Source organism: Rhizobium mayense (assembly GCF_030272705.1).
In the GTDB taxonomy this organism is placed as follows: Bacteria; Pseudomonadota; Alphaproteobacteria; order Rhizobiales; family Rhizobiaceae; genus Rhizobium; species Rhizobium mayense.
Genome location: NZ_JARFYM010000003.1, coordinates 69,520 through 89,234, shown reverse-complemented (window position 1 = coordinate 89,234; position 19,715 = coordinate 69,520). Strand labels below are relative to the sequence as shown.

General features: G+C 57.4%; 24 protein-coding genes. 9 read left to right on the top strand and 15 right to left on the bottom strand.

From position 1 onward, the window contains the following. Positions 1 to 595: 595 nt before the first annotated feature. The 3 genes from PY649_RS05990 to PY649_RS05980 all read right to left on the bottom strand — a co-directional run bounded on the left by PY649_RS05990 (position 596) and on the right by PY649_RS05980 (position 3,467). A complete protein-coding gene (locus PY649_RS05990) occupies positions 596 to 1,552 on the bottom strand; it encodes a metallophosphoesterase (protein WP_285867295.1) in 957 nt (318 codons plus the stop codon). Between the two features lie 823 nt (positions 1,553 to 2,375). Next, positions 2,376 to 2,648 carry a hypothetical protein gene (locus tag PY649_RS05985; RefSeq protein WP_285867294.1) on the bottom strand — a complete coding sequence of 91 codons (273 nt, stop codon included), beginning with the start codon at positions 2,646 to 2,648 and terminating at the stop codon, positions 2,376 to 2,378. Between the two features lie 405 nt (positions 2,649 to 3,053). Continuing rightward, the gene (locus tag PY649_RS05980; RefSeq protein WP_285867293.1) at positions 3,054 to 3,467 is read right to left on the bottom strand and encodes a hypothetical protein; all 414 of its coding nucleotides are present in this window, start codon (positions 3,465 to 3,467) and stop codon (positions 3,054 to 3,056) included. A 786-nt stretch (positions 3,468 to 4,253) separates the two neighbouring features. Here PY649_RS05980 and PY649_RS05975 point away from each other — a divergent pair. Together PY649_RS05975 and PY649_RS05970 are read left to right on the top strand one after the other, a co-directional pair. Continuing rightward, positions 4,254 to 4,814: a hypothetical protein gene (locus PY649_RS05975; protein WP_285867292.1), complete on the top strand. Its 561-nt coding sequence runs from the start codon at positions 4,254 to 4,256 to the stop codon at positions 4,812 to 4,814. A 2-nt stretch (positions 4,815 to 4,816) separates the two neighbouring features. Continuing rightward, on the top strand, positions 4,817 to 5,593 hold the full coding sequence (locus PY649_RS05970) for a hypothetical protein (RefSeq protein WP_285867291.1): 777 nt from the start codon (positions 4,817 to 4,819) through the stop codon (positions 5,591 to 5,593). A 147-nt stretch (positions 5,594 to 5,740) separates the two neighbouring features. Here PY649_RS05970 and PY649_RS05965 read toward each other — a convergent pair whose 3' ends face one another. Continuing rightward, on the bottom strand, positions 5,741 to 6,739 hold the full coding sequence (locus PY649_RS05965) for an AraC family transcriptional regulator (RefSeq protein ID WP_285867290.1): 999 nt from the start codon (positions 6,737 to 6,739) through the stop codon (positions 5,741 to 5,743). A 980-nt stretch (positions 6,740 to 7,719) separates the two neighbouring features. On the opposite strand from PY649_RS05965, the gene PY649_RS05960 reads away from it, so the two are divergent. From PY649_RS05960 to PY649_RS05930, 7 genes are all read left to right on the top strand, one after another. Further along, positions 7,720 to 8,013, top strand: coding sequence for a hypothetical protein (locus PY649_RS05960; RefSeq protein ID WP_285867289.1), 294 nt, complete (start codon positions 7,720 to 7,722; stop codon positions 8,011 to 8,013). 178 nt (positions 8,014 to 8,191) lie between these two features. Further along, positions 8,192 to 8,593, top strand: coding sequence for a hypothetical protein (locus PY649_RS05955; protein ID WP_285867288.1), 402 nt, complete (start codon positions 8,192 to 8,194; stop codon positions 8,591 to 8,593). Between the two features lie 2 nt (positions 8,594 to 8,595). Continuing rightward, entirely contained in the window at positions 8,596 to 8,847 is a 252-nt protein-coding gene (locus tag PY649_RS05950) for a hypothetical protein (RefSeq protein ID WP_285867287.1), read from the top strand. Beyond that, positions 8,844 to 9,173 (top strand): hypothetical protein, encoded by a 330-nt coding sequence (locus PY649_RS05945; protein WP_285867286.1) that lies wholly within the window; start codon positions 8,844 to 8,846, stop codon positions 9,171 to 9,173. The genes PY649_RS05950 and PY649_RS05945 overlap by 4 nt, the downstream gene beginning before the upstream one ends. A gap of 5 nt (positions 9,174 to 9,178) precedes the next feature. Next, positions 9,179 to 9,337, top strand: a complete 159-nt coding sequence (locus tag PY649_RS05940) for a hypothetical protein (protein ID WP_285867285.1) — start codon at positions 9,179 to 9,181, stop codon at positions 9,335 to 9,337. Between the two features lie 127 nt (positions 9,338 to 9,464). After that, the gene (locus tag PY649_RS05935; protein WP_285867284.1) at positions 9,465 to 9,614 is read left to right on the top strand and encodes a hypothetical protein; all 150 of its coding nucleotides are present in this window, start codon (positions 9,465 to 9,467) and stop codon (positions 9,612 to 9,614) included. A gap of 59 nt (positions 9,615 to 9,673) precedes the next feature. Further along, positions 9,674 to 10,015: a hypothetical protein gene (locus PY649_RS05930; protein WP_285867283.1), complete on the top strand. Its 342-nt coding sequence runs from the start codon at positions 9,674 to 9,676 to the stop codon at positions 10,013 to 10,015. 33 nt (positions 10,016 to 10,048) lie between these two features. Here PY649_RS05930 and PY649_RS05925 read toward each other — a convergent pair whose 3' ends face one another. The 11 genes from PY649_RS05925 to PY649_RS05875 all read right to left on the bottom strand — a co-directional run bounded on the left by PY649_RS05925 (position 10,049) and on the right by PY649_RS05875 (position 19,619). Further along, the gene (locus PY649_RS05925; protein WP_285867282.1) at positions 10,049 to 10,462 is read right to left on the bottom strand and encodes a hypothetical protein; all 414 of its coding nucleotides are present in this window, start codon (positions 10,460 to 10,462) and stop codon (positions 10,049 to 10,051) included. After that, positions 10,462 to 11,175 carry a recombinase family protein gene (locus PY649_RS05920; protein WP_285867281.1) on the bottom strand — a complete coding sequence of 238 codons (714 nt, stop codon included), beginning with the start codon at positions 11,173 to 11,175 and terminating at the stop codon, positions 10,462 to 10,464. The genes PY649_RS05925 and PY649_RS05920 overlap by 1 nt, the downstream gene beginning before the upstream one ends. A gap of 266 nt (positions 11,176 to 11,441) precedes the next feature. Beyond that, positions 11,442 to 12,401 carry a DUF429 domain-containing protein gene (locus PY649_RS05915; RefSeq protein WP_285867280.1) on the bottom strand — a complete coding sequence of 320 codons (960 nt, stop codon included), beginning with the start codon at positions 12,399 to 12,401 and terminating at the stop codon, positions 11,442 to 11,444. 207 nt (positions 12,402 to 12,608) lie between these two features. After that, complete coding sequence (locus PY649_RS05910) at positions 12,609 to 13,388, bottom strand: terminase small subunit (RefSeq protein WP_285867279.1); 780 nt, start codon at positions 13,386 to 13,388, stop codon at positions 12,609 to 12,611. 150 nt (positions 13,389 to 13,538) lie between these two features. Further along, complete coding sequence (locus tag PY649_RS05905; protein WP_285867278.1) at positions 13,539 to 14,735, bottom strand: AAA family ATPase; 1,197 nt, start codon at positions 14,733 to 14,735, stop codon at positions 13,539 to 13,541. Then, positions 14,728 to 15,654, bottom strand: coding sequence for a bifunctional DNA primase/polymerase (locus PY649_RS05900; protein WP_285867277.1), 927 nt, complete (start codon positions 15,652 to 15,654; stop codon positions 14,728 to 14,730). The genes PY649_RS05905 and PY649_RS05900 overlap by 8 nt, the downstream gene beginning before the upstream one ends. Beyond that, positions 15,651 to 16,559 (bottom strand): hypothetical protein, encoded by a 909-nt coding sequence (locus tag PY649_RS05895; protein WP_285867275.1) that lies wholly within the window; start codon positions 16,557 to 16,559, stop codon positions 15,651 to 15,653. The genes PY649_RS05900 and PY649_RS05895 overlap by 4 nt, the downstream gene beginning before the upstream one ends. Positions 16,560 to 16,659: 100 nt before the next feature. After that, positions 16,660 to 17,190: a hypothetical protein gene (locus tag PY649_RS05890; protein ID WP_285867274.1), complete on the bottom strand. Its 531-nt coding sequence runs from the start codon at positions 17,188 to 17,190 to the stop codon at positions 16,660 to 16,662. 218 nt (positions 17,191 to 17,408) lie between these two features. Continuing rightward, positions 17,409 to 17,732 (bottom strand): hypothetical protein, encoded by a 324-nt coding sequence (locus PY649_RS05885; protein ID WP_285867273.1) that lies wholly within the window; start codon positions 17,730 to 17,732, stop codon positions 17,409 to 17,411. Positions 17,733 to 17,797: 65 nt separating this feature from the next. After that, positions 17,798 to 18,412 carry a hypothetical protein gene (locus PY649_RS05880; protein ID WP_285867272.1) on the bottom strand — a complete coding sequence of 205 codons (615 nt, stop codon included), beginning with the start codon at positions 18,410 to 18,412 and terminating at the stop codon, positions 17,798 to 17,800. A 16-nt stretch (positions 18,413 to 18,428) separates the two neighbouring features. After that, positions 18,429 to 19,619 carry a tyrosine-type recombinase/integrase gene (locus tag PY649_RS05875; protein ID WP_285867270.1) on the bottom strand — a complete coding sequence of 397 codons (1,191 nt, stop codon included), beginning with the start codon at positions 19,617 to 19,619 and terminating at the stop codon, positions 18,429 to 18,431. Positions 19,620 to 19,715: the final 96 nt, after the last annotated feature.

The window sequence follows — 19,715 nt, the reverse complement described above, 5'->3', positions numbered from 1 at the left end:
TGATCAAAATTCAAGGACGTCATTTAGCTGACCATGAAGCAAATCGAAATAAAAACTGTGCAACCATAACATCAAAGACGATTGCGACTAGAGACCTTGCAAAACCTAACATTCTGGTTGCATCAACAGGTTTACCAAAATTCATTACGAAGTCATTTATCCGGGTGGGCAGATTCTGGCGGGGTAGATTGCCATAACGGGATGTGTAGCAGTTCAACGCGACAACGTCCTCCACGCTACTTGCGTCCTTTCCGCGTTGTGCGGCAGATGCACATACGTCTTTTCCCCGAGGAGTATGATTTCATCCATGACGAAGTCATCGACGCAAAACGGCGCGCTCAGGGCTTCAATTCGATGTCTAGCAAGTACACAGCGCACGTGGATGCGCGCCGCGCTGCACTTGGGTTTTCTGGTTGCATGGTGGGAAACGATAGCCGCCGGACAATACGTTCGACTGGGTGCGCCAGATATTGCTTGACGGCAAGCGAGACGAGCTCCAGCGCATCTACTAAAGCTTTGAGGGCATGCACGCCGAACTTGACGGACAGTGATTGCGTGGTGCATGCGCCCATCGGAGGGCAAGAATGACAACCCGTCAGCCGCTACGAGGCATCGGGATTGAGATCAGTCTTTCGCCGCTTAACTCGGTCTCGCCATCCCAACGATAAGCGCTGGGCTGATGCTGGTAGTCAAGGCACAGCGCGTTTGACGTGTCCAGCACTGGTTGCCCGAGGCGCTTGTAGTGCCCGAAAAAGACGGGCTTTTGGTCAGCTTCATAGAAGTTGATCTTCATGACATCTGTCACGGGTGTATCGGGGAGGTCGCTTGGGCTCGGAACCGAAAGCGCCGCCGCGCGCCATGTTCCTGCACTGGGTTGCCACCAATTCAGGCGCACAGCGCTTCGCCGGTGCCCTTTAGTATCGAAGAAGCTGTACGGAGAGGGCAGTTCCGCCTCTGGTCCCTTCAAGACCGTCAGCACGGCTTTCGCAAATGGCGTCGCCTGATCTTCGAATGCCAGTTCCCGCAGATCGGATCGCCGTAATCGCCCGTCTGGATTTCTCTCCCGAATTGTTTCGGTGTGCATGCTATCCCAACAGGCATGGATCAGTCTCAATCCCGGAAAGTCCAGGAACACGGGGAGTGTCAGAAACCAGTCAAGAACATCCCGTGTCCGCGGATGACCCAGTGGAAATTCCTCTAGGAACGTTTGGTGCTGGAGGGTGTTCTTGTCGTTGTGCGCCCGCATGTACCCGTCATTCGTCCCATCGGAGTTTGCGCCGGGCTCGTGGTAAAGTAGGGCGTTCAGTTCGTGATTGCCCATGATCGCCACGGCGTTGCCACGTTGTTGCATAGCACGGACCAAGGAAATGACTGCGGCGTTCTGTGTTCCCATGTCGATGAAGTCGCCGAGGAAAGCAGCGATACGCCCTTCGGGATGGGTCCAAGCTTGTTCTTTTTCCTGATACCCAAGATAGGCAAGTGTTCGAGTGAGGCGATCGATATCAGCGTGAATATCAGGAATAACGTCAATGCCATGGGCATGCGCGGACAAAGTATACCTCCAAGATTTTGCGTTCGAACATAAGTGAAAGTTCCGGGCAGCCAGAGTCAATCGGGCGTCGCGTTGCCTGTGCGGGACTTAAACAAATTTCGTTAACTGAGGGAATGCAGGCCCTTAGTTTCAGAGTGTAGCCGTGCGCGAGCCCTTCGTCTCCAGTGATCATAACCAACAAACTGTTCGCTGCGGCGTGATAATGCCGCCCTGCCGTTGGCCGCCGAAACGGCCGTGAATATCCAGCCGACGGTTGTAAGCCCGACCGCGTTCGAAACCCCAAGACATAGGTAACTCTCTCCCTAACCGATGAGCGAAGTAATTCGTATTCGACAACGACAATCAATAGCAAACGATGTATTGGCGCCTACTAGGTGAAGGTGTCCGTTGGCATCTTCGCCAACGTTGCGTCGACCACTCCCCCCGGGCGCAAAGCTGCGACCTGCGACATCGATGCACAAGAATCGGTGAGACACGGAAGTTGGCGATGAGCGGGCAATCGAGCACAGGTCGCCTAGAAAATTGGCAAGCTGGCGTGTGGGCTCACGGTACGCTTTCGCTTTCCATTGAAGAGCCCGTAGGACCGAAGTATCAAGACCCTATCCTGCCGGGCCTCTGTGGCCGGAACAGCGGCCATGTCGCGGGAGGCAAGGCCGCGAGGCAGTACTATTGGAAGCCTCGTCTTCATGCGCGTTATTTTTGGGGTTGGCGGGGCCCATTTTCGCCATCCCCTGCCCGCCGAAGACCCGGGAGTGCCACCTACTTCGCCTTCGCTTCCGCTCCGAGGTTAGGGTAAATTGAAGTCGCGGTGGAGCGTAATGGCCTAGTAGGTGAAAGGGTGGACGTTAGCGTAGGCGCTGTTCATCGCGCCTTGGATGGCCATCTGCCGCTGGGCTATCGACATGCGGTCCATCGACCGATTGGCGTCTGTCGTCAGGCGGCAGTTCATGTACGCTTCGGTGCCTGGTTTCGCGCCGTAGCTCTGGCATCTCGCGTCGTCGCCCTTGTCGTGGATTTGATGGCTGATGGCTTCGTGGATGCAGCCCGAAAGGCTACAGGCGACAGCGATAAGCGAGGCGATTAGAGGCAATTTCATCGCAATGTGGCTTCCCTGTGGTGATGTCAGAGCGCGATGCCGTTAGGCGTCCCACTACGTGAAATCGTGTTGTGTTTTGGCAATGCTGCCCTTGAAATTGGGACAATCCAGCGCACCTTGCGACAAGGGAAAAGCTAACCCAATCCGGCCTTCACAAATGCGGTGCGCGTTACATCGTCGTTGCCGGAGCCATCTACGTCTTCGATTGATCAAGGTCTTGTTGCGCCGTGACAAAAATTTGCGCTTAGCTGCCGCGAGACCGATAAACCCATGAGTCGCGGCGTTTTAGGTGGGCGCGCCAGACAAACTTGCGCCTGAGGACTTCACCGGTGTACCAACAGCTTGGGGGTAGCAGCCCGTCTAGCCGTCTACATTCCACCTCACTGATTTTCGACCATAGAATTCTCACTGTAACTCGGGTGCCGTCCGGAGTTGCCAGTTAAGAACCCATGCCTTGCCGTATCGCGGCGGCTCTATCGTTAGATACAAATCAGTTAGGCGTTGCGCTGCGATAACCGACACTAAACGATCACATGCCTTTGTGTCCGCCGACAACCCAACGTAGATCATCGGTTTAGTTCGGTGTACCATCCCAATACGGGTTTCGCCTTGGATACCGACCACTGCCTCCGAAAGCGACGCTTCGACACTCAAAACACCTCTGAATGGTTCGTCCAAGGTCGCCGCAAGTTCGATGTACGTTGCTATGCGAAACGGATGACTTTTGGAGCCGCTACCACTCGATCCGAAATGGAGCTCTTGGCGGGTGATCTTCGCAAAGAGAGTAATGTATTTCAGTGGTTCACGCCTTTTTGCCATCACTCATTTCCTCCTTGATCTTTGCGCTTGTGACGTTGCCAGAGGATCGACTTCAGCGACGCGAGCGCAGCGATGCGGCCTATCATCGCGCAGCGGATTTTAACTACGAGCAGGAACGGCCGTTGCAGGCCAGCCCGCCACATGCTGCCGCAAGGGCGCGTGTCTCGGGTTTAGCTGGGCAGCGCCTCGGCGCAACCGCGTTATGAGTGCCTCAATGGCGTTCGAGCGGGAAGACGTCGAAGGGTTTTGGTGGGCGAGTTTCTATGTGAATGGGGCACCCATTTTGCCATCCCCTACCTATCGATCGCCCCGGAGGGGAGGCTGCCGCTCCTCCCTGCTTTACCTCCAGCTTCCGTTCCAGCATCCGCGACATAGCCATGTGGATGTAACGCATTCCGGTGCTGGATAAACACCCTGCCTCAGCGATCTCACTTAGCGATCGCTTCTTGTCATTGACTGGGTGGTGGCGCAGCTTCCCTTCCATCGGACCAATTCCCCCAAAAGTTGCTTTTGGATGCCAACTGTTTGCGGTTAGCAGCCAGTCATCTTGCCAGTCCAGCATTGAAACATCATGTGTCGCCGTGACCAGCAAGTGGCCAAGTATCTACCTGGCCTTTCGATTGGAACCGGTGAACGAAGGCGTCCCGCCAGGTCCGAGTCGAGCATTAGGTCCGCATGAGCGCCAGCGTCGAAACGCTGGGCGGCATCACAGGTCAAGCGCTCACAGCAACATAATAAACAACCGGCCGGCTGCGACCCTGTCCCGGTCCAAGTGGAGTGACCACAATGAAGCGCATTCTCATCTCGGCGGCAGCTGCCGCCGTTTCCGTAATGCTCTGCGGCAACGCTTTCGCCAGCGTCGGGGCCATCGATTACTGGTCCAATAGCCGATGGACGGTCAAGGCCATCCCGATGACAAGCAAGTGCATGGCCAACGCGAACTATACCGCGCCGGACGGCGAAAAGATCTTCGTTGGATTTGAGGTCTTCTCCAACGGCGCCACTGGCTTCCTAATCTCGTCACCCAGGTGGACCGGGATGTTTCATGCGGGCGGGCGATACCGGTTGGATGCGCAATTCGACAACTACCGATCACAGCGCATGCTGGCCACCGCCTACGGCGACGGCGCCATCGCCTTTGAAGGGATCACATTGAAGGGGATCACTGCCTTCGCAAAATCGACGTCGTTCCACCTGAACTACAACGGCCGTGATCTCGGCACATACAACTTGCCGGGTTCCTACGACGCTGTCGTCAAGACGCTCACCTGCGTTAAAGATTGGAACAATGCCGTATCGACGCCCGCCGTGCGGTCGTTGCCGAACCAGCCAGTTCCGGGCATCTGAAAATGTATCAACCAGCGACCTGTGGCCCAACCGATCGCGCTGCAACGCGTGACAAGCCGTCAGTGCGCGTGCGGACGCCGCAAGATCCACATCGTCAAATTACACACGACAAAGCGATTATTGCTCAAAAGCGGAAGAATGGAAAAGTGAAGAAACGTATCATCGCGCTGGCGCTCGCAATAACAGCAGCCACTACCGCTGTCGTCCCGGCATTGGCGGAAGACGGCGTAGTCTACAAGCAAACCAACTACTGGATAATAAGGGCATACCCCCAGGGTCCTAGGTGCATTGCGTCGACCAGCTATCCGAACAAGGGTGGCGACCAGATACTGTTCGGCATCGATATCAAGGGGTGGTTCCTGTCACTCGCGTCTCTGTCCGTGAACATGGATGTGGGCAAGCAATACACGGTCCCGGTCGTCACTTCGCTTGGCTCATCCGGTACTTATCTTGGAACGGCTATCGGGCCGCATCAGATCATGATCGATAATTTGACCAACGCGGACTTGTACGGATGGGCCAAAGCTCAATACATCACCATCGTTAACATGGGAACTTACAATCTTAAGGGCTCGCTCGACGCAATCGTCTCGTTGAGGTCTTGCGGCGATATGCTTGTAACGATGCGTGATGCCATTGCGCCTCAAGCAACTGCTCCTCAAGCGCAGGCGCCGGCGCCACCCGCTCAGCCGTCCTCGCCTGAGGTACCGGCACCACAGCCACGCAACGCCACGCCGAAGCGGGTGCAATCCGACGGTGTTAACGTGTTGGAGTTGTGAACCGCTGAGCGACCAACTTCGCGTGTTGTGGGGTACTCCCGCACGGATGCGCGGGCGCTCACATGACCACCATGCCGTAAACAGCTGCCAACGGAACTGAGGGGTGCACAGCGGGGTCACTGCACGCACGAAGCCCTAGTCGGGGGCTCATTCGTCAAGTGCGGTTGTCCACGCAATAGCGGCGGCGTTGCTGCGCGTACGTCGGATTTCTAATGGGCTTTTTCCGGTCCAACGGCGGCAAGCATGACTAAAGGAACTGGGCTGATGAAAGCCAAGGAGCCAAGCGATCCGGGAGGCCTGAAGGTCGTCCTCAAGGTAACGCATTGCGAGATCCCGCCGCATTTGGTCCAAAACCTCGCCAAAGCTCAGGCCTTCGGCGGCCAGTCTGCGAGCAAATGTCCGCTCACTGAGACCGAGCCGCTTCGCGACGTTCCTTATGGTCGCTTCGGCGTGCGGCAAGAGCGGCGCGATCGCGTTCTCCACGACAGTCCTAAACGGGCTGATATTCGTTGAGCCCACCGAAATAGCTTCGTCGCACATCTTCACGATCAATTCGTTGAGAAACGGGTCGCCTGCCACCAAGGGCAGTTCCATTGCTGGGGTGTCGAACCATATCTCATCGGCGTCCGCGCCGAATTCGACTTCGCAGCCAAATAGCCTCCGGGCTCGGCTCAAATCGCCGGATCTGTGGTGAATGAATTTCGCCTTGATCGGCGCGAGATTTCGACCAACTAGATTTCGGCACAAACGCAAGATGGCAAATGCCAAGAGCTCGATTTGGTGACGGTCCTGGTTGCGCTGCACACCCGCATAGGAAAGTTCAACAAAACAGACGGGCCGTTCCTTCAATCGCACCACGAGGGCCTCGTTGCCAAGGCGAACATATCTTGAGAGGCGCTTGAGCGCATCGCCGAAATGGTGCGATGAGGCCGCTACGTAATAAAGCATGCCCATTTCGCGCAAATCGCATTCATTCGCGAGCGTTAGCCCGATCCAATCGTCTGCGGCGGCGCGTGAGACCAGCTCTAAGAATTGGATCTGTGCGTTGACGCGGATGCGGTTTCCATCAGCAATGGCCGCACGCGACAGGCTCGACCGCGAAAGCAACGGTGCCGGATCAATTCCGGCACGTTCGAGATGCTTCACCGCCAGGCGAGTAGCCAACCCCGACGAATTTGGAACGGCTGTTAGTCTTCGGACGGCTGTTTCGGGTCGTATTGTCATCGTCGACTGCCCTCACAGTACTGACCAGAAGTCGCATTATGAACCTGTGGCAGCTTAACGCAAACTTTTGTCTTGCGGCCGCAAGCGCTTGATCGATCGAAAGCGATATTGGGCTCCTGCAGAGACGGTGTGTTTGTTTGTCACTGTACGGCGTTGCAGACAGGTCCAGCCGCACCGGCTGCAACACCGGCATGTAAGTATTCTTGAATTTCGTGCCTGGTGATGGGCCGGCCTGTCATTGGACGCTGACTGGCCATGCAGGCAATCGCCTTCTCGCACTTCCCCAACTTGTCTCCATTGCCATTGGCGGGATCAATTGCGCTCGCCCCAGCCACCGCGCGGCTCAACTCCAAACGCCGTGCGCCATGAAAGAAGGATAAGAGTTTTTCGATTTAATGGCAGCTAGGCGCAAGGTTTTGTCACACGATCACAAGACCACAAACTTTGAGATCGATAGAAGTCCTATCAATTCTCTCAACTGGGTAATTGGTGCAGCACCACATGAAGAGCGCGCGGATCCGAGGTGGTGTCGTGGTTTGCTCTGTCCGTTGGGTGACGGCGCCGCGAAAGCCGCCGGTTACGACCCGTGAGTGGCTGTAAGACCCACTTGGGAGACATCTTGCAAACCGGCAGTTTTCCCGACGGACCAGATTGGGGAGTAATGGTCATCGTCGGGATCGCCGCCGCCGCTCGCGTCATTATCGCCGTGTCACCGGCGACGCGTCTTGGGAGAAGCGCGCAGACAGGGTGGCGGCGGCTCCCGTGACCCGCACTTCACACACCTCAAGAGATCGACGCCGGTCGGAGATCTGATCGGTCGACGCGGCTAAGCATGTAGAGGAAGTCTCTGTGATCCATATTGAGCACTCTGAAGTCGATCGGACTGAGGAGAATTGGGGAATATGGTTCTCAATGCCGAACTGCACGTCGGCTTTGCCGGCACGAAGAAGGCGCTGTGCATCACTGCCCTGGTGGTGCTCAGGATCGGCGTCAATCGGGTCGCGCTCTTGGCCTTCGCCGGCCTGCTGATCGTAGCGATGATGCGCCGAGCCGAGCGGTGGCTTGCCTTTGGGCTGCTTCAGAGTTGCGTGATATTCACCGGCTTGTCTTGCTATGAAAAATTTTGCCATTTGGCACGCGGCCCCAAGCGATTGGCGTGCAAGAGCAAACTTCGGGCCGCGAATATTCTCATCTAAAGGCCACGCAGACCGCTACGGCATGCAGCCGGCAGGAAGCCCGTGGCATGCCGGATGATGACCGATCAGAACCGCTCGCTCCGCTGCATGGCGGCCGTGTAAGGGCAGATGGCGATCCAGCAGTCCTACCAAAACACCGAAAACAACATGATCCGCAACCGCTTCTAGGGCAACAGGCATGACCACGATCGAAACCAACAATTTCAAGCGCACCATCGCCGAGGCGATGGCACGAGGCGAGGTCGCCACGGCGGAGCGCATCGAAATGGAGCGCAAGATCGTCAGCGCCATCGTCATACACGCAATCGCCAATCGCATGACGATCAGCGTTTACGACGGCGAAAAATGGACGCTTGCCCGTTCCCGCAGCTGTGGCGATATCTTCGCATCACTGTTCACCGCCGACGAGGATCGCCTGCTTTTACGCAATGCGGACGGGGACAAAGTGGGCTGGTTTTGTCTGGCCTATGGCAAAGACGACTATGGCGTGGTGTCTGACTACACCGCCAGCCACGCCTGCGAAGCCATCTGGCACGACGTCGTCCGTCCATTGGCCGACAATCTTGAGATGGGGGCGTGATCGTGGACATATTGAAAAACTTCATCCTCGTAGCGGACGACGGCACTGGCCGCCATCGCATTCGCAACGTCATATTCGAAAGCGTCCCCGCCTTCGCGCGGGACGAGGCGGCGCGGGCGGCCGAGGAGCTTGCCCTTGCGGGCTATTTCAATTTCGCGCTGTTCGCCATCGGTGATGACGGAAAGGAGCAGCTCTTGGTCAAATTCACCGCCGAGACGCGCGTCGTGATCACGGTCACGGAGGTATTGTCATGAAACATCTTCTTGCATCCACCGCGATCATTGCGGCGCTCACAACAAGCGCTTTCGCCGACGACGGCACTACGCCGCGTGAGGACGACACGCTCAATATCACAATGGCAATCTTTGCCAGTCGTGAATGCTCACAAATCAACGGCATCAAAGCCGCCGTCTTGATGACTTTTGTCAAGCAGGTAGCCCGGAATGACGGATTTGATCCCGATGAATTGCAAGCCGAAGCGCTCGCTCACTATGAGGAAAATCGATTGCGATCACCGGACCATATCGGGCCGATGTGCGAACAGATGGACCGCATCGCTCTGGCGGTATTGAGGAATTGATGACCATGACCGTACAACACATCATCGACGTGATCAGCAGCCACGGCGACACGCTGATATTGATCACCGTCGCCGTCATCCTCGCGCACTGGATCAACGCAGTGATCGACACGGTGGTCGGCGCGGTCGTCTACACCATCTACAAAGTGATGTCGGGCACATGACCGGGCCTGAATTTGCCGCATGGGCAACCAGTATGACGCTTTCCGGAATCGCGGGCGGCGTTGCAAGCCTTGTGGGCGCAGCCACCCTTATTGGCTGGATGCGTTGGAAACATCGGAAGGACGATCTATGAAGCCGGAAGAATTCAAGGCATGGCTGGCGCTCATGCAGGTTGCCGGCAAGATCAACAAACAAGGCGATGCCGCGCCGCTGTTGGGCCGCACCGAACAATGGGTGACGAACTGCCGCCGCAACGGCATCGACAAGGTGACAAGGTGACAGCGCTTGGGTGCGCCGTCCTTCTTGCCGGGCTCCAACCGTTCCTGTGAGGGCAGGCAATGACCTTTCTTGACGGTTTCCTGCCGGCGCTTGGCGTGATTGCCGCTTGCGGCTTTGCCTACATGGTTTGGCGCTTCTGGAAATTGGCGCTGATTATCTTGGCAGCCGCCATTGCGTGCGTATGGGGATGGGTGTCGATCTATAATGCCTCATACCACCGTTATGCCGTTGAATTCAGCGCCGGCGCGGCGACCGACTGTTCAGGGGCGACTATCGGCCCCGCGTCCATGGCTTGCGTCGACGCCAAGGTGCTCGAAGACCAAACGCGTGCGCTGGAACGCGAACATCGGCCCCCGCTTGACTTCAATAATTTGCCCAGTATTGCGAGGGATCACAACTGAACCCGTAGCATCTGGGTGTTCAGGGGGACCCTTTTACCAACCACCCCCGCCATCCGAGATGGCCCCGGGGGGATGGTATCCCTGGTCGGGGTCTACGTTGCTCGGCGGCTGGCCGTGGCGATCGCACCGACACAATCGAGCCTCGCTTTGGCCGACCCTTCTGCTCCACTTGGTCGATCCTCTCATTGCATCGTCTCGGCCTGATGTGTGATCGTCCTGACAACACGCGACTGGGGCACACCATGCGGCGGCGTTGTTGACCAGGTCGACGAACAGCACCAGTGACATTGGGTGGCTTTCACACTGACGGATGTTAACCACATCGGTATAGCCTAACTCGATCACCTCGACGGCACGCTCGAGCGCAGCCTCGAGGCTGGCAAAGACCTGACCTTCACCGCCGTCGTTGATACGAAAAATCGTGTAGCACAGGGGATGCGGATCCATCACACACCGCCCTTCTGACGCTCGATCATGCGCGAGACCGCCGCTCGGGTATATCGGGTTCCGGCGCTGGACACATAACCCGCCTCTGCCAGCGCATCGGCGATCTCGTTCAGCGAGCGGCGCTTGCCATTTACCGGGTAGCGATGAAGTTTTCTGGCCAGCGCGATCATCTCAGAACCCCCCTCAATCTCGGCATAATTCTTCCGACCTCCGACCTTCTTGCCCGTCTCGCGGCGCTTGCGCTCACGGGCACCGCGTAATTTCTCAACCAGCATAGCCTTCTCGAATTCCGACACTGCTCCGAGTACCTGTCGAATAAGTTTGGCAGTCGGCGTGTCGGCCACGAAACTGTCCGGGCTGTCCACGGCGATCAGATCGATGCCGCGCGCCTTCAGCATCGCGTGGCCGGTTTCCTGCACGATGAGGTCACGAGCAAAACGGCTGGCGGTCTCGACAAGGATTGTGCGGACGCCATTGGACAGTAGCCGTTCCAGCATTGAAGAGAACCCGGGCCGCTCGGTCACGGCATCGGCGCCGGAAACCGCTGCATCGTAATAGCTGTCCACGATCTCGTAACCGGCGGCCTTGGCAAAGGCGTCGATAGCTTCGCGCTGCCGCCTCTCGCTGTCCTTGTCCGGTCCGACGTTCGTCGAACTGGAGGTCCGGAGATAGGCCACAGCATTGATGTTTGCCTTGTTTCTCAGAGCATCCATCCAGTTGTTCGTATTATTTCCTTGAGCAAACGATACACCATTGTCCAAATTGACGCGAGAGAAAACGACGCGCGCCCAATCTTGCTTGGTAGGTTTGTCGCAGCGCTGTTCGATCGTGGACTAGCAAGAAAATTTTACTGGCTGCAGCTTAGCGTCACTCTCTAAACTAAGGGATGACGATGAGCAAAGAGACAACGCCGGACAATAGCTACCGGATTTCAATGCTCTAGCAGAAATCAGCAGGGTGTATCGTCATGCATCGATCTCTAGCGAAATCTCCTGATGTAATTTCCGATGAGAAAGCCCAGCCGTTCCATGAATGGTCTTTTACTTGAGATTTTAGCGATCTCAGGAGGTTCGCTGATTTGCGTCTCTGAAAAATCTTGATGAGGAGAGGAGTTCGGCTTGACAGCGCACCTCATGGCAATCGTTTCTTTCGGTGTGTCCCATTTAGGTGTTGGCCTTGCCGGCAGGATTTTGCTTATCGTCGGACGAACCCCGGTCCCGCAAGCTTTTGGATCCGCGATCCAGCCTTCAAGTCCGTCATGATCGCGGGGCATACCATAGTTCTCCGACCTCATATTCCACGCCCAGGCCGCTTGAATTGCGCACATTAAGGCATCTAGGTCATCCCCGCTGGGATCATCAGCAAGTTCCATTGGTGCTTCGACTTCAACTCCATGGCTTGATTTAAGGTAGCCGCTCACGATCATCTCCATCATCTCAGTCCGCGCCTCATAGTGCTCGCTAGACTGGAATTTGGGATTGTCGTGCTTGTACGCACGTTTGCCGATGAGTTGGCGTGCAAGCACGCCCGGATAAGCCTCGACAACAATTCTTTGTGGATCACCTGTACGAAGCCCAGGAATGGTTACTGCAGCGTTCAATAGTCTCGGCGCGCCTTCATAGAACATTAGGGCTACGGGAACCCCGTAGAGTTTTTGCGGACTGATTGACCGAGCAACAACATCCGTCTCGCGCCTGTGCTCTTTGTCGCCGTAGGGGCGATCGCGTTTGTACTCTTCCAAGGTATCGCGGAATTCTGGTTTGCTGAGTGTTCCGACAAGCCTCACATAATCTTCCCATATGCGCGGCCATCCGATGTTTTCGACAAATCTGCGTGCCTGACCAAAAGGGAAGTCAATGCCAGCGATCCAAGGACCCGGCGACGAAAGTGCGATCTCAAATTCTTCGACAGTATGCCAACGGGAATGCTCTTTGAACATGAGTATTTCGCCGTCCAGTAAGCCCTCAAAACACGTGAGCGGCTTGCTCTTGCTAGGATTAGAAGTGAAGTCGATCCCTCGAACAATCATACATTGCGTCCCACTCGGCGTCTTACAGGCATCATCAATGGTATGCCGTAGAGCGATTGCCCGAATTCGATCACCGCTTCCTCCAGTTTCGAAAGGGCGGCGGCTATCGCGACCGTGTCAACCAAGATCGATCACTCCCACGGTTGGCGCTGCGGCCTCATGGTCCGCATCGAAAGCGATGGCGGCAGGTTCGGGCGGGGCGCGGCCGTTCAGTTTTCGCTTCTCCGCCTTCAGTCGTTTGGCACCCTCGGTCAAAGCGGCCCTTGGGCCAGGCCCTTTAGAAAACTGCGCCGTCCATTCCTCTTCACTAAGTTCCAGCACACTTGTCGGCAGCGGTGCCGGGCGATGCATCACCTCAAGCTGCCTTGGCGCCTCCAGTCCGAGTAGCTTCGCCTGCTGCGCAATGGCGGCAACCATGGCGGACGGATTGTTGCATTGTCTTGCAAAAACAATGACCTCATCGAGTTGATCGACCAAAATTTCGACGGTCTTCAATGTCCGTTTTGCCGCCGCGCCCTTCAGTTCCGCCACTCGGTCGATCACCTTGATATTTCTTAACAGGCGAGAAGCTGCGGCTTCCGCGTTGTTGCCGGTGACATGATAGATGGCACCATAGGCCCGCGACGCTGCTTCCCCCCGGCTGATGAGGCGGCAGAAACCTTCCTGTCGTTGGTTCGAAAGCGCTGGCATGGGGCAAGGATACGCGATTGAGGCAGGCTCGCCAACATCCGTCTGGACATCAGTTGCGCAGGCCATTGCAAAGCTCCTTTCCAGTGGCTGACTTTGCCCTCTCCTTGCACGGAAATCGGCCAAACGCGGAGTGTAGTTGTACATCCATCCCTTATAGGGATGGGATGTGTACAACACTACCACGTCCGCCAAGCGTTCACTGTACACATCAATGTACGCCTATTTTTCTCGCAACATCATGATATAATTAATAAAAATTACCATCACTGCACGTCTATTCAATTGCCTATTCGAGCGTACAATTTTGCCCCGACTAGGCGTGCAAAAGACTTTCTCTTTTACACAAACTTGGTCGCGCTATTGGCGCGCAATTTCAGACGGTTGTATTCCATGTTCGAGGAGGGTCTTTTTGCCAAGCAAGGTCAGCCTCTTTTTGTTGCCCCGGAATGTTCTGAACAGCTTGTCCCTGGCCATCGACGCCATGGAATTTTTAACGATGCGGCGGGGAATGTTCAGATCCATATGCAGACTATATTCGGTTATGGCGGGATTGGCCTCGATGGCGGCAAGTATCTGGATATCCGCCTTGTCGGCAGCCGCCCGCAATTCACCCTCTCGCCGTTCGCCAAGCGGCTTGACGACGGTAATGGGCATTGTCTCCCCATCGGCGTCCACCAGCCCCTCCGGCTTGATGACGGCGATCTCGAACTTGATCGGATCGAACGGCACGCCCCGGAACTTGCCTTGCCAGTGCAATTCTCCGATGCCGCTTTCCGCGTCCAGCCATGCGGTGAAATTGCCGTCCAGTTCGTTGGTCAGCGCGCCGCCGCCGCGTGGCAGGAGGTTATCCCTGGCGGCCCTCTTGACCGGGTGAGCGATGATGAGGCCGCTTGGCTTGTTGGGATGATCCGCCATCAGGTCGCGAAAACCAGCGGCAAGGTTCAGCATCGCAACGTTGGCATTGTCATCGTCGCCTGTGAAAAAAGCTTGCAGGCTGTCGAAGATGCAGAGTGCCAGTTCGGGATGACCGGCAAGGTCGGCTTTCACCCTATCCATCATCCCGGCAATCGAGAAAACGCCAGCATGCCAAAGAATGTCGAGATCATCGGGCCGCACCCCCAGCAAGTGACACATGGCGTAAAACTGGTAGCGAACGTTGTCGGGATTTTCGCCCGCGAAGAACGCTACGGTGCCCTTGCGGCACTGGCGACCAAGGAACCAGCCGCCGCGTGCGACGTTGATGGCCGCTAGGACTGCCAGCAACGTCTTGCAATGGCCGGTGTTGCCGGTCAGCGTATAGGCACAACCCCGCTGCACAAGGCCGTCCACAAGGTAATCCGGGGGCGTCATGCCGTTGATGAAGGCGGATGAAGTCGCGAGGCCGTGATAGGGCTTGTGTCTGGCATGGCGCGGCTGAGCGGCATCAGGCATTCCCACGCAGCCGGGCTCACGCGGCCCGAAATTCCGGTTGCTGTCCCTTTCGCGCGAGGGCGGTGTGAAATCGTCCTCCCCCGGCTGCGGCCCGTTATCGGTCCATTTGAGATTGTCAGGCATCGGACGCCTCCGCCGGATACCGTGGATTTGCCATCCCAGACTTCATCCCGGATCGGATCGTGCCGCTTGCCTCGAAATTCGGGAGGCCACAGGCCATGGCAGCGTGCCACAGATGCTCGTTGGCCTCGCTTTCTGCCAACAGTCCCGCCCCAACGATCTGACCAATGGCAAAACAGGACCGGTTCAGTTGATCGTTGCGGCAGCCCTTTGCTGCCCCTGCGACGACCCTGCATTCGTTATCGAGGGCGGCAAGCGCCCATGCGCGCCCGGCATTGCCATTCGCTTGAGCGGGGCCTTGTGGCGTTTTGCGTGGCAGAATATCCTTCAGCAGCCGCAGACAGGTGGCCAGCCATTCCGGTAGCGCTTGAGGCTCTATATCCTCGTGAAGCAGCTCATAGACGCCCAGCGCGTTGCGCGATCCCGGCAGGATGATAGAGCCGCCTTGCCCGCGCACGTCGAGCCCCGGCGCAAGCCTGCCCGCGCTGTTGCGGATCTCCTCGCCTGCTGCAGGATAGCGGAAAAGCAGGTGCCGCCCTCCGGAAGGTGTCAGCGTCATCTGCGTTACCGGCTCGCCAACGCCAAATCGGACCAGCAGCTTGTTCCACTGGCGCTCCCCGTCCGGTCCGCCGGGCTTCATATCGATGTCGATGGCCAGTAGACCGGATTGCGCGCCTGTCGGGCAGGCGATCAGCGCCATGGGCCAGCGCTCCCACCATCGAGCGACAAGTTCAGCATCGCGGCTGGCATCGAGATACCCATGGCGCGTCAACGGATGCTTGTCCCAATGCACGGGAAAGACCGGCACGCCGCGCTCGACATGCCAGAGCGCTGCGGCTGGAGGCGGCAGATCATGGACGACCGGTTTGCACACACGCACCTGTCGCTTACCATCCGAAGGGATTTCGTAGAGGACGGTCATCGTGAGCCCTTCCCAAGCCATCGGCCGAGCTCGGCCCGATCCACGGCCTCTCGATCCTTGACCGCCGAGGCGATGTCCGGGCGCCAATATGCCCGAATTGCAGCGTCCACGATTTCAGCCAGGACGCCAGGGCTGAGTGCTTCCGCTTGAACGGTGGAAGTGCCGTCGCCGTTCAGGCCGGCAAAACTGCGGTTGTCGGTGGCCTTCGCCGGTGCCGCCGGCAAGCCGAACCGCTCGATCTGCTCCGGCGTGACGGCGATGCGCTCAAACAGAGCAACGTCTGCCGCCGTTATGTCATCGAGAAAGGCGCCGACATCCCGCTGAAGGTTGAGGAAGATGTGTTCGCCACTCGGATCGTAGTCGCCGATGTGCAGAATGGCAGTCGGGCGCTTGAACCTATCGAAATGGCCGGCGATGTCTTCCGCCAGGGCGTGTTTTGATGCAACGCCGCTGAAGCCACCGGATGAACGGACAATGACGCCATATCTGGCGACGATCTGCCCCAGCATCGGGACCATGCCAGCCGCCTCGCACAGAAGCATGATCCGAAACGGTTGGCCGATGTCGGGGTAGAGATGGAAGGCTTCCACCGCACGGCCGATAGTCGCCATTAGCGCGTCGCTAGAGTGCCAACCATCGGGCTCGATGACGCTATCGCCATCGTCGCGGATGTCGCCAAATGAGATCCATCGGGCACGACGGGCGACTTGAAGCTTTTCGCCCAGTTTCTTGTAGGCGCGTTCGCTCTTCTCGTATCCGATAGTGCCGACCAGGCGATAGAATATCTGGCGGAGCGTCAAAGGCCCGTAGGGTTCATATTCGGTCAGAACCGATCTTACGCTGTCGATCAGTGCTCGGGTCTCTGGATGAGGTCGCCAGCCATGGATAAAGCCGACGGGTCTCATCGCCCGCCTCCTGTCGATAGCGACGGCCAGCATTCGAGAGAAGGAGCATCGATTTGGAAGCGCTGACCGATCAGGCGCGACAAGGTTTCGCAATTGACGCTCATGGCAGGCCGCCTTCTGCATCTGGCAAAATCAAGCGGGGTCCGCCGCTATGGCCCTGTTTAAAGCGGTACCAGCAGCAGTCATCCTTGGCGGTGAAAAGAGAGTCCGGAATCCATCGTTGTCTCGCGATTGGTAGAAAGTGGGTGCAACGGTCGAGCAGTAGCACCGATTGCTTCGTGAACATCCATCCGGCGTCTAAAAGCAGCCAAGTCACGGGCACACTGGCGACAAAATGGTCGATCAGCGGATGCAGCAGCGGGCGTGTCCACGGTGGGTTCTCGATGATCGCATCAGCCCCGCCGAAATGATGTTCTGCGAGCGCATCTCGGCCTTGCAGGATGTCGCCGTGGTGGACGCACCGAAATCCCACTTGCCCAAGGTGCATTCGCAGGCATCCATTGCCATCGCACGGCGCCGCGAAGGTTTCGATACCCTCAGCGTGCAGCCACGGGACCAGCCTTACAATTGCGTCTGGGGGAGTATCGTAAAGATCATTTTTTCGCCGAGGGAAATCCGAGCGCTTGCCCATATCAGGCTCCCCCATAAAGGAGAGCCAGGCATGCCTGGGTCGCTGTGTAGATGCGGCTTCCGCCGTCGCTGATAGTGGAAATTATAAGGTTTGTGCGCTTCATCGCAGCTCACCATCTGTGAGGCCGCGTTGCGTGCGATGCGGTGCTGGTCTATTCTGCGATTGTTGGAATTGTCGCAGTTTCGAGCCCGTCGTCGCGCAAGCGTCGGCGGGTTTCGTTATGCGGAGACCTTCTTGAGGCGACCTTCAGCAGTGTTTTCGGCAAGCATATCGCAAACAACTGCTGTGTCGTATAATGGGCCCTTGTAGCCAAGGGGGCGCGTGTACGCCGGCGGCATTCTCTTGCGGCGGCGTGCTTTCAACGTGCTCGGCAGCACACCCAATATCGCTGCGGCGGACGCTTCGTCGATGTGTCCCGGGAGCTCAAGATCGGCGGCCAGTGCCAGAAAAAGCGCAGCACCGCGAAGACCCTTGCTCTGAAAATGACGCTTACGACGTTCAAAAAGCAGAGAAGTTGGGGTTTCGTTGATTTGTTCTGTCATGACGGGGACACCTCAGCGAACAAAAGAAGGTGTCCACCCATCTAAGGCATTTGTCGGCGCCCGTATTATGAACCACTGGAGCGCTTTTTTTTCGCTTTATGGTTCATACTGACCTTCCTTGGCCGTAAGGCCCGGTGAATAGTCGACGATTTGATTTCGATGCCGGCCTCTTTCGCGACTTCAAGCACGAAAGCAATGAAGGGACTATAATGTCGCTGCTGGTAATCATCCCATGAGGTCGTAGGCTTCTCGCCCAGAATTTCCTCGAATACCGGTGCCAACCGCAACACCAACCAGTCCAGTGCGCTCCCCTCCGTGTCGTCGGAGGTCAGGCGGTCGCGACGACTGGGCGTTCTACTTTCGGGGAAAAGGTCGTGAAGGGCCTGTTTATGCTTAGCAAGCTGCTCCGACTGTTTGGCTATTGCTGACCAGGGAAGGTCGGCAATGCGCTTTCGCACCCGGTAGCCGCCCACAGCGCTGTTGATTGCTTTCCGAAGCTCTAATCGCGGCTGGTAGATGGCCCGCCGCCGATCGACGGGTAGACCCTGTACTTCCGCAGGAGACGGGGTAAGTTGCGCTGGGATCGGGAAAGGTCGCGTTCGGCCACCGCGGATGGCCGCGAGGATCGCGTCAAGATTGCCGACATCGGCGCCGCCATTGTCAGGGCCGTTGCAACTCATGCGCCGCACCTCATGATCAGGTCTTGAGTTTCAGGACATCGGCGGTAGGTTTGGCGAAAATATTGATTGCCCTTGCCGCTTTCTCCGCTCCCGCGCGACCGAGAGTTTCCGCGCGACTGACATAGCGGTTTGTCATGGCGAGCGTTCGCCAGCCACCGGCGTCGCGCAGTTCATGCGCACTCGCGCCCGCCAACGCCGCCCACGTCGCAAAGGTATGCCTCAAACCATGAGGTGTTAGCGTCGCCACCTCGGCCTTCTTGCAGACCGCAGCCAGGGTGTCTCTTGTCTGTTTGTAGCCGACCGGGCGTCGTCCATTGGTGGTCGAAAAGACGAAGCCACTGCGATGCGGTTGCTGATCAACGATCATAGCGGCATCAGCCGATAACGGACGATCAATCGCGCCAATCTTGCTGTCTGGTAGCCGGACGAGCATGCGTGGCAGATCGACATCGGCCCAATCCAACAGTCTCGCTTCGGAAACGCGCCAGCCGGTGACGGCCAGAAAACGAAGAAGCTCGCCGACAGGCGTTTCAACCTCACCTAAAGCCGCGATAAACATCGGTAACTCTTGTTCGTTCAGCCATGTATCCTTGGCAGTTTCCGAATAGCGTTCCACACCGAGGCAGGGATTATCCCTCCTGACACCCTGACTAATGGCGAATTGCATCATCGCCGAGAGTACGGCCAGCGCCCGATTGGCCTCCGTTGGCGTCCGACGGTGCTTATGATGGCAGTCGATGACCATCGCTGTCGTTACATCGTCGGCAAATCGGCCCTTGAAGTACGGCAGGAGAACGCGGCGAATACGTCCCTCGTAATCCTTGCGCGTGGCTGGCTTGCGGCGAGCAAGACGCTTCTCGCGATATTGTTCGACCAGCATGTCGAACGTCATGCGACTTTTGCGGGCTGCCTTTTCACCGCGCGGGTCATCGCCGCGCTTCACCGCCTGAAGCAATCGTTGAGCCTCAATGCGAGCTTTGTCGGCATGAAAGAGTGCGGCATCTCCTATCGAGACCTTGCGGCGAACCTTGCGCCCGTCCGACAACGCGACAAGATGATCGATCATAAAGGCCTTGATCAGCGTCCCATCGGAGCGGCGGCGAACACGCATCCAGAAGCCGGTCAGCTTGGTATCGCGAAGCTCCGCCTGGGTCTTCTCCGGTGGCAGCTTGTAGCGAATGACGTAGTCCTGACTGAGAAGCGGCATCGTGATTTTCCATGAATGCAGGGGGCACGACAGGGGGCACGGAACGCGTACCTCGTCGTATATTCACGTCGCCCCTCGTCATCTCTGGTACGACAA

Excerpts from the sequence above, each read along its gene's own strand:
- PY649_RS05945 (WP_285867286.1), top strand. The coding sequence starts at position 8,844 with ATGAAACATCTTCTTGCATCCACCGCGATCATTGCGGCGCTCACAACA.
- PY649_RS05985 (WP_285867294.1), bottom strand. The coding sequence starts at position 2,648 with ATGAAATTGCCTCTAATCGCCTCGCTTATCGCTGTCGCCTGTAGCCTT.
- PY649_RS05920 (WP_285867281.1), bottom strand. The coding sequence starts at position 11,175 with ATGGATGCTCTGAGAAACAAGGCAAACATCAATGCTGTGGCCTATCTC.
- PY649_RS05905 (WP_285867278.1), bottom strand. The coding sequence starts at position 14,735 with ATGCCTGACAATCTCAAATGGACCGATAACGGGCCGCAGCCGGGGGAG.
- PY649_RS05915 (WP_285867280.1), bottom strand. The coding sequence starts at position 12,401 with ATGTTCAAAGAGCATTCCCGTTGGCATACTGTCGAAGAATTTGAGATC.
- PY649_RS05885 (WP_285867273.1), bottom strand. The coding sequence starts at position 17,732 with ATGACAGAACAAATCAACGAAACCCCAACTTCTCTGCTTTTTGAACGT.
- PY649_RS05895 (WP_285867275.1), bottom strand. The coding sequence starts at position 16,559 with ATGAGACCCGTCGGCTTTATCCATGGCTGGCGACCTCATCCAGAGACC.
- PY649_RS05970 (WP_285867291.1), top strand. The coding sequence starts at position 4,817 with ATGTATCAACCAGCGACCTGTGGCCCAACCGATCGCGCTGCAACGCGT.
- PY649_RS05960 (WP_285867289.1), top strand. The coding sequence starts at position 7,720 with ATGGTTCTCAATGCCGAACTGCACGTCGGCTTTGCCGGCACGAAGAAG.
- PY649_RS05955 (WP_285867288.1), top strand. The coding sequence starts at position 8,192 with ATGACCACGATCGAAACCAACAATTTCAAGCGCACCATCGCCGAGGCG.
- PY649_RS05890 (WP_285867274.1), bottom strand. The coding sequence starts at position 17,190 with ATGGGCAAGCGCTCGGATTTCCCTCGGCGAAAAAATGATCTTTACGAT.
- PY649_RS05940 (WP_285867285.1), top strand. The coding sequence starts at position 9,179 with ATGACCGTACAACACATCATCGACGTGATCAGCAGCCACGGCGACACG.
- PY649_RS05875 (WP_285867270.1), bottom strand. The coding sequence starts at position 19,619 with ATGCCGCTTCTCAGTCAGGACTACGTCATTCGCTACAAGCTGCCACCG.
- PY649_RS05900 (WP_285867277.1), bottom strand. The coding sequence starts at position 15,654 with ATGACCGTCCTCTACGAAATCCCTTCGGATGGTAAGCGACAGGTGCGT.
- PY649_RS05880 (WP_285867272.1), bottom strand. The coding sequence starts at position 18,412 with ATGAGTTGCAACGGCCCTGACAATGGCGGCGCCGATGTCGGCAATCTT.
- PY649_RS05975 (WP_285867292.1), top strand. The coding sequence starts at position 4,254 with ATGAAGCGCATTCTCATCTCGGCGGCAGCTGCCGCCGTTTCCGTAATG.
- PY649_RS05930 (WP_285867283.1), top strand. The coding sequence starts at position 9,674 with ATGACCTTTCTTGACGGTTTCCTGCCGGCGCTTGGCGTGATTGCCGCT.
- PY649_RS05935 (WP_285867284.1), top strand. The coding sequence starts at position 9,465 with ATGAAGCCGGAAGAATTCAAGGCATGGCTGGCGCTCATGCAGGTTGCC.
- PY649_RS05925 (WP_285867282.1), bottom strand. The coding sequence starts at position 10,462 with ATGGATCCGCATCCCCTGTGCTACACGATTTTTCGTATCAACGACGGC.
- PY649_RS05980 (WP_285867293.1), bottom strand. The coding sequence starts at position 3,467 with ATGGCAAAAAGGCGTGAACCACTGAAATACATTACTCTCTTTGCGAAG.